The organism is Xanthomonas sp. NCPPB 3569, assembly GCF_041475645.2.
In the GTDB taxonomy this organism is placed as follows: Bacteria; Pseudomonadota; Gammaproteobacteria; order Xanthomonadales; family Xanthomonadaceae; genus Xanthomonas; species Xanthomonas phaseoli.
Window position 1 is genome coordinate 2,101,956 of the sequence record NZ_CM192969.1, and the last position, 13,625, is coordinate 2,115,580.

8 protein-coding genes and 1 pseudogene are annotated in these 13,625 nt (G+C 62.8%); 2 read left to right on the forward strand and 7 right to left on the reverse strand.

Annotated elements, in window-relative coordinates; translation table 11 throughout:
• Window positions 1-30 precede the first annotated feature (30 nt).
• Window positions 31-405, reverse strand: a pseudogene (locus ACCQ03_RS09040) (MASE1 domain-containing protein); the annotation flags it as partial.
• 57 nt (window positions 406-462) lie between these two features.
• Between ACCQ03_RS09040 and ACCQ03_RS09045 the strand changes: the two are divergent.
• Window positions 463-1,434 carry an IS5 family transposase gene (locus tag ACCQ03_RS09045; protein ID WP_150147813.1) on the forward strand — a complete coding sequence of 324 codons (972 nt, stop codon included), beginning with the start codon at window positions 463-465 and terminating at the stop codon, window positions 1,432-1,434.
• Window positions 1,435-1,672: 238 nt separating this feature from the next.
• Complete coding sequence (locus ACCQ03_RS09050) at window positions 1,673-2,644, forward strand: IS5 family transposase (RefSeq protein WP_150147813.1); 972 nt, start codon at window positions 1,673-1,675, stop codon at window positions 2,642-2,644.
• A 115-nt stretch (window positions 2,645-2,759) separates the two neighbouring features.
• Here the strand turns inward: ACCQ03_RS09050 and ACCQ03_RS09055 are convergent, their stop codons facing one another.
• The 6 genes from ACCQ03_RS09055 to ACCQ03_RS09080 all read right to left on the reverse strand — a co-directional run bounded on the left by ACCQ03_RS09055 (window position 2,760) and on the right by ACCQ03_RS09080 (window position 13,620).
• Window positions 2,760-3,464 (reverse strand): MASE1 domain-containing protein, encoded by a 705-nt coding sequence (locus tag ACCQ03_RS09055; RefSeq protein ID WP_244664069.1) that lies wholly within the window; start codon window positions 3,462-3,464, stop codon window positions 2,760-2,762.
• Window positions 3,465-3,864: 400 nt separating this feature from the next.
• Window positions 3,865-5,292, reverse strand: a complete 1,428-nt coding sequence (locus ACCQ03_RS09060) for a sugar porter family MFS transporter (RefSeq protein ID WP_209227976.1) — start codon at window positions 5,290-5,292, stop codon at window positions 3,865-3,867.
• 85 nt (window positions 5,293-5,377) lie between these two features.
• Complete coding sequence (gene xylA / locus ACCQ03_RS09065) at window positions 5,378-6,715, reverse strand: xylose isomerase (protein ID WP_150145853.1); 1,338 nt, start codon at window positions 6,713-6,715, stop codon at window positions 5,378-5,380.
• Between the two features lie 47 nt (window positions 6,716-6,762).
• Window positions 6,763-8,256, reverse strand: coding sequence for a xylulokinase (gene xylB, locus ACCQ03_RS09070; protein WP_057679925.1), 1,494 nt, complete (start codon window positions 8,254-8,256; stop codon window positions 6,763-6,765).
• Window positions 8,253-10,637 carry a glycoside hydrolase family 95 protein gene (locus tag ACCQ03_RS09075; RefSeq protein WP_057679924.1) on the reverse strand — a complete coding sequence of 795 codons (2,385 nt, stop codon included), beginning with the start codon at window positions 10,635-10,637 and terminating at the stop codon, window positions 8,253-8,255. The genes xylB and ACCQ03_RS09075 overlap by 4 nt, the downstream gene beginning before the upstream one ends.
• 79 nt (window positions 10,638-10,716) lie before the next feature.
• A complete protein-coding gene (locus ACCQ03_RS09080) occupies window positions 10,717-13,620 on the reverse strand; it encodes a TIM-barrel domain-containing protein (RefSeq protein WP_342343554.1) in 2,904 nt (967 codons plus the stop codon).
• Window positions 13,621-13,625 lie beyond the last annotated feature (5 nt).

Genomic DNA, 13,625 nt, shown 5'->3' on the forward strand with positions numbered 1-13,625 from the left:
ATCCTCCGATCGCGTTGTTCAGACCTTCCCTAACGGATACAACGCGGCCACGTATTGCTGCAATAGTTGCGATTCGATGACACCCACTCGTGTCATCTCCATGGCTAGCGAATGCTGCCCTTTTGCCCTCAAATCAGCCACTACATCTTTGCGCATTCTATTAATCTGTACATTAATGTCGGAGTATTCAAGCACACGATTGCGCAGCAAACGCTCGGCGCTGGCGTAGCTTGTGCGGGCAAAAGCGTAGGCATCGTTATTGGATTGATTCGATCTATTGTCGAGGACAGGCTCACGTAGACGGGCATCGAAAATAAACAGGATCGTCGTCACAACCGCATAGAGCAGCTGGAGATTGAAAACATTCTGATCAAAAAAACCGACCTGGTATACCTTAGGGAAACTCTGAACAATCCATCGTGATCTGCCACAATCGATCAACGACCCGAGTAGACGATTTCGATGCAGCTGACCTTCGGCGACGCGGAGTACAACGGCAAGCGCAAGCGGACGCGGCGTGAGGTGTTCTTGGCCGAGATGGACCAGGTCGTGCCGTGGAAGGACCTGCTGGCGCTGATCGAGCCGCACTACCCGAAGTCGGGGCAGCCGGGGCGACAGCCGTATCGGCTGGAGACCATGCTGCGCATCCACTTTTTGCAGCAGTGGTATGCACTGAGCGATCCATCGGCGGAAGAAGCGCTGTACGACACGGTGTCGATGCGCCGTTTCGCCAAGATCGGCGGGCTGGATGAGGTGCCGGACGAGACGACGATTCTCAACTTCCGCCATCTGTTGGAGCAGCACGATTTGGCGCGCAAGCTGTTCAATCGGGTCAACGCGCACCTGTCGCGCAAGGGGCAGAGCTTGCGCGGCGGGACGATCGTGGACGCCACGATCATCGCTGCGCCCAGCTCGACCAAGAACAAGGATGGCGAGCGCGATCCGGAGATGCACCAAACCAAGAAGGGCAACCAGTACTACTTCGGGATGAAGGCGCACATCGGGGTGGACGATGACTCCGGGCTGGTGCACCACGTGGAGTGCACGGCGGCCAACGTGGCCGATATCACACAAGCGCACAAGCTGCTGCACGGCAAGGAGGACACGCTGTGCGCGGACAGCGGCTACACCGGGCTTGAGAAACGCGAGGAGATGAAGCGCAAGCGCAAACTGCGCTACCTGATCGCGGAGAAGCCCTCGAAGCTGAAGCAGATTAAGAACAAGCGCGAACTGAAGTTGGCCAAGCGCTGGGAGCACACAAAAGCCAGCCTGCGTGCAAAGGTGGAACACCCGTTTCGGGTGATCAAGCGCCAGTTTGGCTACGTCAAGGTGCGCTATCGCGGTTTGGCGAAGAACACCGCACAGATGCTGATGCTGTTTGCGCTGTCGAATCTGTGGCTGAAGCGCAAAGAGTTCATTACCGCCGCGGGGTAGGTGCGCCCGTAATCGGGACGATACCCCGAAAAAGCGCCAAAAACGGCGAAAAACCGAGGATCTGAGCGCGGTCACCGCGACCGATATGGCTTACCACATCCTCCGATCGCGTTGTTCAGACCTTCCCTTAGGCATTGAAAACTCAAGCGAAAAGCTCGCCAACAACGCGCCTAAGGAAACTCTGAACAATCCATCGTGATCTGCCACAATCGATCAACGACCCGAGTAGACGATTTCGATGCAGCTGACCTTCGGCGACGCGGAGTACAACGGCAAGCGCAAGCGGACGCGGCGTGAGGTGTTCTTGGCCGAGATGGACCAGGTCGTGCCGTGGAAGGACCTGCTGGCGCTGATCGAGCCGCACTACCCGAAGTCGGGGCAGCCGGGGCGACAGCCGTATCGGCTGGAGACCATGCTGCGCATCCACTTTTTGCAGCAGTGGTATGCACTGAGCGATCCATCGGCGGAAGAAGCGCTGTACGACACGGTGTCGATGCGCCGTTTCGCCAAGATCGGCGGGCTGGATGAGGTGCCGGACGAGACGACGATTCTCAACTTCCGCCATCTGTTGGAGCAGCACGATTTGGCGCGCAAGCTGTTCAATCGGGTCAACGCGCACCTGTCGCGCAAGGGGCAGAGCTTGCGCGGCGGGACGATCGTGGACGCCACGATCATCGCTGCGCCCAGCTCGACCAAGAACAAGGATGGCGAGCGCGATCCGGAGATGCACCAAACCAAGAAGGGCAACCAGTACTACTTCGGGATGAAGGCGCACATCGGGGTGGACGATGACTCCGGGCTGGTGCACCACGTGGAGTGCACGGCGGCCAACGTGGCCGATATCACACAAGCGCACAAGCTGCTGCACGGCAAGGAGGACACGCTGTGCGCGGACAGCGGCTACACCGGGCTTGAGAAACGCGAGGAGATGAAGCGCAAGCGCAAACTGCGCTACCTGATCGCGGAGAAGCCCTCGAAGCTGAAGCAGATTAAGAACAAGCGCGAACTGAAGTTGGCCAAGCGCTGGGAGCACACAAAAGCCAGCCTGCGTGCAAAGGTGGAACACCCGTTTCGGGTGATCAAGCGCCAGTTTGGCTACGTCAAGGTGCGCTATCGCGGTTTGGCGAAGAACACCGCACAGATGCTGATGCTGTTTGCGCTGTCGAATCTGTGGCTGAAGCGCAAAGAGTTCATTACCGCCGCGGGGTAGGTGCGCCCGTAATCGGGACGATACCCCGAAAAAGCGCCAAAAACGGCGAAAAACCGAGGATCTGAGCGCGGTCACCGCGACCGATATGGCTTACCACATCCTCCGATCGCGTTGTTCAGACCTTCCCTAAAGCATTCCCTCTCCAACCATGCCTGAAAGTTAGTACAACCATCGGCACTAACATCGCGACCATCAAAACGTTTCGAATCGATGGGTCATTCAAGACACCAAGAATGAAGAAGAGGCCGAGGATGACAACCACAGCGACGGCAACATCCCGTGGAAAGCTGGAACGCACTGGACTGCGATTCCAATTGACCCACAACATCACTGGCAACAACAGGGTAATCACGCCAAGGTAGCTGCCCGCCCCATATCGCAAGAGCAGGTCGATTACAGGGTAAATCTGCGGCCCACCAAGCAGCCCGTTCAATAACAGACTGCATAAAGCATTCCAAAGTGCTAACGCGAGAGCAGCGGGAATAAGCCACTGCTCTCTCTTGACGATGTTAGGAGCGCGGTAACGCAGAAGGCCAATCGCACAGGCGATCAAGGGAGCATGCAATAGGGGGCTCAAGTACGACCACAGCGGACTGAACCCCTGCAGCTCGCCCAGAGGAATCCGCAAGAACAACATCGCCGCAGCGTCACCCACTAACAGGAACGGCCACTCTCGATATGGTCGATAGAGCAAGGTAACGACCCGCAAGCCAACTGGCAGATACCACTGGTCAAGGGAAAAACGCCAGAGAATCAGAAACACCAAGCAGTAGCACACGCTGATCAGCATGCCTCTGACAAGGTCTTTAGCTACCGCCATACCACCACTCCTTGGTTCCACGATGCGTCCTAGTCTGGAGGGAACTGCTCAACGGAGTATAGCGATGGCGCACACATTGCGATAAAGGCGTGTACGTTCCGGCGCGTAGCGTGTGCGTTTAACGACGCGCATTGCACTTTGCTGGTGCATTAGCCCCATACATGGATGCGCGCTGAGCTCGGTAGCAAGCGATAGCAGCGCTATCCGACGATTCATTGGAGAGGAGCACAAGCGCGCAATGCTGATGACGCGAACCAGGCCTTGCTGCCTGGTTCGGCTTGCTGATGCGGCTTATGCAAGCGTGCATAGCGTCTGGCCATAAGAAATCGTCCCAAGAAAAAAGGCCGCGCACTGCGCGGCCTTCTTCGTTTTCCATGCCGATATCGGCATACAGAGGCGATCAGCCCTCCATTTGTTCCAGTTCCTTGCCTTTGGTCTCGTAGACGTACTTGAGGACGAAGAACACCGAGATGAAGGCAGCCACGGTGTAGATGCCGTAGGCGCCGGCCAGCCCGATGCTGCCGAGCAGGATCGGGAAGCTGACGGTGATGGCGAAGTTGGAGGTCCACTGCGCGGCACCGGCAATGGCCAGGCCCGAGCCGCGGATCTGGTTGGGGAACATTTCGCCCAGCATCACCCACATCACCGGGCCCCACGAGGCGTTGAAGAACACCACGTAGACGTTGGCCGCCACCAGGGCGAGCATGCCCATGGCGTCGGACATCGCAAGCTTGCCGTTGGGATCCAGCGAGGCGGTGGCAAACGCGTAGGTCACCAAGGCCAGCGAGACCGCCATACCGGCCGAGCCGATCCACAACAGCGGCTTGCGGCCGATCTTGTCCACCAGCATTACGGTGACCAGGCAGGCACCGATGCTGAGGCCGCCGGAAAGCACGTTGATCAACAGCGCATCCTGCTCGGAGAAGCCCACTGCCTGCCACAACACCGCGCCGTAGTAGAACACCACGTTGATGCCCACCAGCTGCTGGAACACCGCCAGGCCCACGCCGATCCAGACGATGGGGCGGATCTTGCCGGTGGCCTTGTTGATCAGGTCGGAGAACTTGGGCTTGTGCTGGTCGGCCGCCATCGAGGCGGAAATCTCGCCCAACTTGGTCTGCGCGGCGGCATTGCCGTACAGGCGCTTGAGCACTACCAGCGCCTGCTCGCGGCGGCCCTTGACCACCAGGAAGCGCGGGCTTTCGGGGATGACCAGCAGCAGCAACAGGAACAGGATCGAGGGGACCGCCTGCATCCAGAACATCCAGCGCCAGGCGGCCTGCCCGGCCCACAACGGCTCGGTGGAGGCACCGGCAGCATTTGCCAGCAGGTAATTGCTCAGAAAGGCGCAGAACAGCCCGCTGATGATGGCGATCTGCTGCATCGTCGCCAGCCGGCCGCGATAACGGGCCGAGGCAACCTCGGCGATATACGCCGGTGAAATGACACTCGCCGCGCCGACGGCAAAGCCGCCCATCACGCGCGCAAAGATGAAGAAGCCGGAACTGTGCGAGGCACCGGCACCGATGGCCGAGAGCAGGAACAGCGCCGCAGAAATGATCAGGACCGCGCGGCGGCCCCAGCGGTCGGCCAGGCGGCCGGCAAAGAAGGCGCCGATGGCGCAGCCCAGCAGCATCGAGGCGACCTCGAAGCCGGTCTCGGCGGCGGTGGACTGGAAGGTCTGTTTCAGGCCGTCGACGGTGCCATTGATCACGCCGCTGTCGAAGCCGAACAGGAAGCCACCGATCGTGGCCACGCAACTAATCAGGATGATGAAACGGGTGTTCTCGCCGGCATCGGGGGCGCCGTCAATGGAAACACTGGACATGGGTTCACCTGGGAACATGCAAGGGAGCGTCCACGGGGGTGGCCGCCATCGGCCGGCGACGCAGTGCGCCGCCGGCCACGGGACATCAACGCGTCAGATACTGATTGATCAGGTTTTCGTACGCTTCCTGGCGGCCGCTGATCTGCTGCGGCGCATTGCCGGCCGCATGCTTGGCCAGATCCGCCAGCGTGGTCTTGCCTGCGGCAAAGTCAGCGCCCGCGCCGCTGTCGAAGCTGGCGTAACGCTCGGCGCGCCATTGCTCCAGCGGCGAAGACGTCAGCAGTGCGTTGGCCACTTCCAGCCCGCGTGCGAACGCGTCCATGCCGCCGATGTGGGCCAGGAACAGGTCCTGCGGGTCGGACGATTCGCGCCGCACCTTGGCATCGAAGTTCAAGCCGCCCGGTGCCAGCCCGCCCTGCCGCAGCACCACCAGCATGGCGCCGACGGTGTCGTACAGGTCGGTCGGGAACTGGTCGGTGTCCCAGCCGTTCTGCGGGTTGCCGCGGTTGGCATCGATGCTGCCGAGCAGGCCGGCATCGGAGGCCACCTGCAGGTCATGCTCGAAGCTGTGGCCCGACAAGGTAGCGTGGTTGGCTTCGATATTGAGCTTGAAGTCCTGGTCCAGGCCATGCTGACGCAAGAAGCCGATTACGGTGGCGCTATCGAAATCGTACTGGTGCTTCATCGGCTCCATCGGCTTGGGCTCGATCAGGAAGTTGCCCTTGAAGCCGATCGCGCGACCGTAATCGCGTGCCAGGGTCAGGAAACGCGCCATGTTGTCCTGCTCGCGCTTCATCTGCGTGTTGTGCAGGCAGGCATAGCCTTCGCGGCCGCCCCAGAACACGTAGTTCTCGCCGCCGAGTTCAACGGTCGCATCGATCGCGGCCTTGACCTGCACTGCCGCACGCGCCACCACATTGAAGTCCGGATTGGTCGAGGCACCATTCATGTAGCGCGGGTGCGAGAAGAGGTTGGCGGTGCCCCACAACAGCTTGACGCCGGTGTCGGCCTGGCGCTGCTTGGCGATGCCCACCATGTGCTTGAGATTCTTTTCGTACTCGCCGATGTCATCGGCATCAGGCGACAGGTCGATATCGTGGAAGCAGTAATACGGCACGCCGAGCTTGGTGAAGAACTCGAACGCCGCGTCGGCCTTGGCTTCGGCGCGGTTCAACGCGGTAGTGCCCACGTCCCACGGATACGCGCGCGTGCCCGGGCCGAACGGATCGGCGCCGTTGCCGCAGAAGCTGTGCCAGTAGGCCACGGCAAAGCGCAGGTGCTCGGCCATGCTCTTGTCGCCGATCTTCTTGTTGGCGTCGTAGACCTTGAACGCGAGCGGGTTGTCCGAATCGCGGCCTTCGAAACCGATCTTGCCGATGCCGGGGAAATATTCTTTCGCGCCGATGTACACGGTGTTGCTCATGGGGTGTGAAGTCCTTGCTGCTGGGGGAGTTGTCGAAAAATTATCGATCAACCGGCATAGAGCGGGCTGACGACATGCAGGTGCTTGAGGAAGGTCTGGTAGTGCTGCTGATACTGGGCCACCCGCTGCGGGTTGGGCCGTGCGGCAAGCGCATCGTCCACCTGCAGGTGTTCCAGCACCACATCGGCCAATGCGGCATCGCCGCCGTCGGCGCGCTCGCAGGCCCACAAAGCCTGGAGCGCGGCACCGAACGCAGCGCCTTCGGGCTGGGTCGGCACGACGACCGGCAGGTTGAAGATGTCGGCCACCATCTGCCGCCACTGTGCGCTCTTGCTGCCGCCGCCGGTGAGCAGGATGGTATCGAACTGCAACCCGGCAGCAACGAAGGCATCGAAGCCGTTGCGCAGGCTGTAGGTGGCACCTTCCATCGCGGCGCGATAGAAATGCGCGGCGGTGGTGTTGTGCAGATCCATGCCGAACAGGCAGCCGCGCGCGGCCGGCAGATCCGGGGTGCGCTCGCCGTTGAAGAATGGCAGCAGCACCAGGCCGTCGGCGCCCGGCGGCGTGTCGGCGATCATCGCTTCGGTCTGCTCGCGGGTGATGGAGAACATGCGCATCACCGCCTCGGTCGCGACGGTACAGTTCATCGTGCAGATCAAGGGCAACCAGCCGCCGCTGGAGGAGCAGAACGCAGCCCAGCGCGCCTCATCGTCCACTACCGGGTGGTCGGCATAGGCGAACAAGGTGCCCGAGGTGCCCAAGCTCATGGTCAGGCGCCCTGGCACCACGTTGCCGGTGCCGATGGCGGCCATCATGTTGTCGCCGCCGCCGGTGGTGACGCGCACACCGGCCGGCAGATTCAATGCCCGGGCGGCGGCATCGGACAGCGCGTAGACCGCGCCGGTCTCCACCAGCGGCGGCAACGCATCGCGCAGGTCGCGCTGGGCATCCACTGCGCTCAGCATGCGCTCGGACCACTGTCGCGTACGTACGTCCAGCCAGCCGGTACCGGAGGCATCGCCCACTTCGGCAAAGCGCTCGCCAGTGAGCCAGAAGTTGATGTAGTCGTGCGGCAGCATCACCGTGGTCATCGCAGCATACGCTTCGGGACGATGCTTGCGCGTCCACGGCAATTTGGAGGCGGTATAGCCGGCCATGATGGGGTTGCCCGCCGCGGCCACGCTGCCTGCGGCGCCGCCGACGGCATCCATGATTTCGTCGCATTCCAGCGCGGTGCTGGTATCGCACCACAGCTTGACCGGCGCGGTGACGCTGCCGTCGGCTGCCACCGGCACGAAGCCGTGTTGTTGGCCGGAGACGGAGATGCCGCGCACGCGCGCACGCTGTTCGCCATCGAGCTGCGCGAAGCAATGCACGATGCCGTCGATCCACCACTGCGCCTGTTGTTCGCGGGTGCCATCGTCGCGGCTGATCAGCTCCATGGGCGCGGCGATGGTGGCGACCACGGCGCGCTCCTGCGGATCGTAGGCCACCAGCTTGACGCTCTGCGTTCCCACGTCCAGTCCTACATACAAGCTCATTGCGTCACCAATCGGTTGTTGTTGAGTCCCACCTGCCGGGTGCGGCCTGCGCCCAGTTCCAGGTCCAGGGTCTGCCCTGCGTAGGACAGTTGATAGCGCCCGCCACGATCGCTGTGCAAGCGTGCCTGTTGCAAGCGACCGCCCTCCCATTCCAGATCCACGCTGGCGCCGCCACGCACGCGCAAACCGCGCACGCTGCCGCGCGGCCAGGCCTTGGGCAAGGCAGGCAGCAGGAACACGCTACCGCCCCAGCTTTGCAGCAGCATCTCGGTGATGCCGGCGGTGCCGCCGAAGTTGCCATCGATCTGGAACGGCGGATGCGCGTCGAACAGGTTCGGATAGGTGCGCTCGGGCGAAATCAGCAGTTGCAGGATGCGGTATGCATGCTCGCCGTCGGCCAGCCGCGCCCACAGATTCAGCCGCCAGCCGATGCCCCAACCGGTGGTGTTGTCGCCACGGATTTCCAGCGAGCGGCGTGCGGCCGCAGCCAGCTCCGGGGTATCGCGCAGATTGATCTGACTCGAAGGATGCAAGGCGTACAGATGCGAGACATGGCGGTGGTGCATCTCCGGTGCGTGCATGTCCCAGTCCTGCTGCCATTCCTGCAACTGCCCGGCCTTGCCAATGCGGTTGGGCGGCAACTGCTCGCGCAAGGCGGCCAATTGCTGGGCGAACTCCGCATCGATGCCGAGCAACGTGCTCATGGCGATGCATTGCGCAAACAGGTCGCGCAGCAGCTGCGCGTCCATGGTCGGCCCCGCGCACACGGCCGCGCCGAACGGGTGCTGGTTTTCCGGCGAGATCGAGGGGTTGGTGACCATCGCGCCGGTCTGCGGGTCGCGCACCAAGGTGGCAACGAAGAACTCCGCCGCGCCCTTGAACAACGGGTAGATCTTGCCCAGGTAAGCGCGGTCGCGGCCGTAATCCCAGCGGTCCCACAGTTGCTGCAGCAGCCACACGCCGCCCATCGGCCACAGGCTCCACTGCGCACCGTCAATCGGGCCAGCCTGGCGCCACAGATCGGTATTGTTGTGCACCACCCAACCCGGCGCATCGTAGAGCGCCTTTGCGGTATGCGCGCCGGTCTGGGCAAGGTCGAACAGCATGGCTTCCAGCGGTTCGACGCATTCGTGCAATGCGCAGGCCTCGCTGGGCCAGTAGTTCATCTCGGTATTGATGTTGATGGTGTACTTGCTTTCCCACGGCGGCTGCATCAGGTCGTTCCAGATGCCCTGCAGGTTGGCCGGCTGGGTGCCGGGCCGCGAGCTGCAGATCAGCAGGTAGCGTCCGTATTGGTGATACAGCGCAGCCAATGCCGGATCATTGCCTTGCGCGAACCGCTGCACGCGTTCGTCGGTGGGCAGCTGCATGGCATCGCTGCTGCCGAGGTCGATCGCCACGCGCCGGAACAGGCGTTGATGATCAGCCACATGCGCACGCAACAGTGCAGGGAAATCCAGCTTGGCAGCCTTGCGCAGGCTTGCGGCGGTCAATGCGAGCGGATCGCCATCGACCGCATCGAAGCGTTGGTAACTGGTCGCGGCGCTGAGTAGCAACACCACTTCGTCGGCCGCCTCGATGCGTAGACGGTCGCGCACCTGGCTCAATTTGCCGCCGCGCACCTGCGGCAGCACCCGCAAGGCAAATCGCAGCTTGCCTTCGATGCCGGCGAAGCTGCCGTTGCGACCACTGAACAGCAAACCGCCCTGCTCGGCGGTGACCTCGCCGGTTTGCGGGCTGTCGATGCCCACACGCAACGAAATGCCGCCGGGGCGGTCGCACGACAGCCGTACCACGATGCATTGCGCTTGCGCGCAGACGAATACCTCGCGCCGATGCACCGCGCCGCCGGAGCGGAACGTGGTGGTGGCCACCGCGGTGTCCAGATCGAGCTGACGGCGATAGTCGCTGATGCCGTCGGCGCGATCGAAATCCAGCAGCAGATCGCCCACCGGTTGATACGGCATCTGCTTGAGCGGACGCGAGAGCAGCTTTGCATCGGCCAGTTGTTCGGCCTCTGCGTAGCGCCCGGCGAAGATCAGCGCACGCACCTGCGGCAACGCGGCCAGTGCCTCAGGGCTGGTGGAATCGTAGGGCCCGCCAGCGTAGAGCGTGTCCTCGTTGAGCTGCAGGCGCTCGTGGGCGATACCACCCCACACCATCGCACCGAGTCGGCCATTGCCGACCGGCAAGGCTTCCACCCATTCATTGGCCGGCTCGCGATACCACAGCTGCAGGGCCTCTTCTGCCGCGACGGGCGGGGGCGCGGATTGTTTCGAAGCCTGCGCGGCCGGTGCAGCCGCCGGCATGGCGCCCAGGACCGCGATGGCGGCCCCGGTTGCCTTGCACAGCTCGCGACGGGTCAGCACGGCAACCGCCATGCTGCCTGGCCGGAACCGCGCGCGCCTGCCTTGCGGCGTTCCGGCATCTGGGTGCTCATCGACTGAAGACAGCCTGCGATCATCGACGACGCGCTTTGCCCGACGCAATCTTGCGCTGCAACACGCTGACCGGCTTGCCGTCGTACTGGATGCTGGCGTCGGTCTTGGGCGCGAGCGCGCCGGCATCGTCGCGTGGACCGTCGACGAAGCGCACGTTGATGGTGCGTTTGGCCTGCATGCCGGTCCAGCTGCCTTCGCGCTTGCCGATGCTCAGTTCGCCCTTGGCCTGGTTCCAGACCAGCGGGATGCGGCTGAACTCGCCCTTCTCGTAGCCGTAGCCTTTGCCATCGTCTTCATACAGCGAGAACTGGCCATCGGCGCCGGTGTAGATCACCACGGTGAGCGGTGCATCCGGCACCTGGTCGACGTATTCCTGCACCGGGCCGGTCGGCACGATGGAGCCGGCACGCACGAACAGCGGCATGCGTTCGATCGGCGCGGCCGCTTCGATGGTCTGGCCACCTTCGTAACGCTTGCCGGTGGCGAAATCCAGCCAGCTGCTGCCGGCCGGCAGGTACACCTGCCGCGAGGTGGCGCCGAAGCGGGTCACCGGTGCGACCAGAAAGGCCGGCCCGAACAGGTACTGGTCGTTGATGTCGCGCACCTTCGCGTCATCCGGGAAGTCCATCATCATGCCGCGCATGATCACACCATCGCGCTGGTAGGTGTCGCCGGCCAGGCTGTAGATGTACGGCAACAGCGCATAACGCAAACGGTTGTAGTAGGCCATGCTCTCGTAGAACGGCGTCCCTTCCGGTGCGATGTTCCAGATTTCGCGATACGGGAACTGGCCGTGCGAACGGAAGATCGGCACGAACGCACCGAACTGGAACCAGCGCGTATTGAGCTCGCGCCATTCCGGCAGGTGGGCCGGATCCTGGTCTTCGTAACGCTTCTCCACCGCAAAGCCGCCGATGTCGAAGGTCCAGTTGGGCAGGCCCGACAGCGCCATGTTCACGCCACCGGAGATCTGGTCGCGCATGTCGTCCCAGCGCGACACGATGTCCCCGCTCCACACCGCCACCGCATTGCGCTGGGTGCCGGCATAGCCCTTGCGCGAGAGGATGAACACGCGCTTGTCGTCGGCCGCACGGTCGCCCACGTACACGCCATGGGTGTGCGGCAACGGGTAGGAGTTGAAGTACTCGGTGGACGAGCCCAGCGCGTTCGGCGTGGTGCGTGCCTTGCGCTCGGCGATGTCCAGATTCGAATGCACGTCCGGCTCGTCGGCGTCCATCCACCAGGCATCGAAGCCCTTGCTGTTGAGCTTTTCGTTGACCTGGCGCCAGTAGATCGCCTGCGCCTTTTCCGAATACGGGTCGTAGAACGAGTTCTTGTAGCCCTTGCCGATCCAGTCCAGCTCACCGACCTCCACGTTGCGCTTGAACATGAAACCGGCCGCGTCCAGTTCCTTGTAGTTGGCGGTGGTGGGATAGAACTTGGGCCAGATCGAAATCATGATCTGCGCATGCATGTCGTGCACGGCCTTGACCATGCCGTCCGGGTCCGGGAAGTGCTGCTTGTCGAAATCGTGCGAGCCCCAGGCATCTTCCGGCCAGTACGACCAGTCGAGCACGATGTTGTCCAGCGACAGCTTGCGCTTGCGGTATTCGGCCACCGCGCCCACCAGCTCGTCTTGGCTCTTGTAGCGCTCGCGGCTCTGCCAGAAGCCGTAGGCCCACTTGGGCAGCATCGTCGACTTGCCGGTCAGCTCGCGGTAACCGGCAACGGCCTGGTCGTACGAATCGGCGGAGACGAAGTAGTAGTCGATCATCTGGCCGGCTTCGGACCACAACGACAGGTCCTTGGCTTCGGCTGCCGGCAGCGGGTCGCGGTGCAGCAGTGCGATGTAGCTGGGGTCGATCAGATCCCATTCGATCTTGACGGTGTGGCGCGTGCCCGGTTCCAGATCGAGCTTGAATTCGTGATTCCACGGGTTCCAGTTCTGGCGCCAGCGGTCGATCACCAGATTGCCGTCCACATACAACTTGGCGTATTCGCTCGAATACAGCGAGAAGGTGTGTTCGCCATCGATGAGCGCTTCGATCTCGCCCTCCCAGGTCACTTGCATGCGGCTGTTCTTGTCCTTAGTGATCGCTTTCTTCGGGTACTTGGGCAGATCGCTCAGGTACTGGTAGTTCACCTCGCTCTCGCGGCGTTCGAGGATTTGCTTGCCGTTGATCGCATAGCGTGCGGTCAGCGCGCCGGCCTTGCCCTTGGCGTCGTACAACTTCAGCGTTTTCGGCAGCGGCTGCAGGCCGCGCGGGTCGCCCAGGCGGGTGATCGAGTTGTTGTCCCACAGCAGGCCGTAGTTGCGGCTGGACACCAGGTACGGCACCGCCATGTCGATGTTGTTCTGCTGCAGCTCGACGTTGCGGCCCTTCTGGTTCATCCAGCCCTGCTGGTGCTGGCCGAAGCCGTACAGCGCTTCGTCATCGGGCGACTGGAAGCGCTGGCGCACGCTCAGGTACTGCTTGCCCTCGACCTTCAACGGCGCAAAGCTGCGCCCGCCGGCCACTTCCGACAGCACCGGCTTGCCGTTGGCATCGGCAAAGCTGACATGGCCATCGACGGTGGAGATGCTGGCAGTGACCTTGCCGGTCTTCAGCTGCACGCTGTCGCTCTGCTCGGACATCTGGAACGCGCTGTCGCCCTGCACCGGCACGCGCATCAGGCTGGGGCTGCGCGCGAAGTCGCCGTCCGGGTCCGCGCTGACGCGGATGATGCCGCTATCGACCACCTGCAGGCGCACCGGCGCAGCGCCCTTGGCGCTGGGCACCACGGTGACGCCATCGGCGGCCTTGCGCACTTCCTGCGCATGCGCGGCGTTGGCCAGCAGGGCCAGCGACAACGCCAGGCAATGGGCCAGCGGTGTACGCCGGTTGGCGGGCACGGTGCCGGCGGAACGGATGGTGGTTTGCATGATCA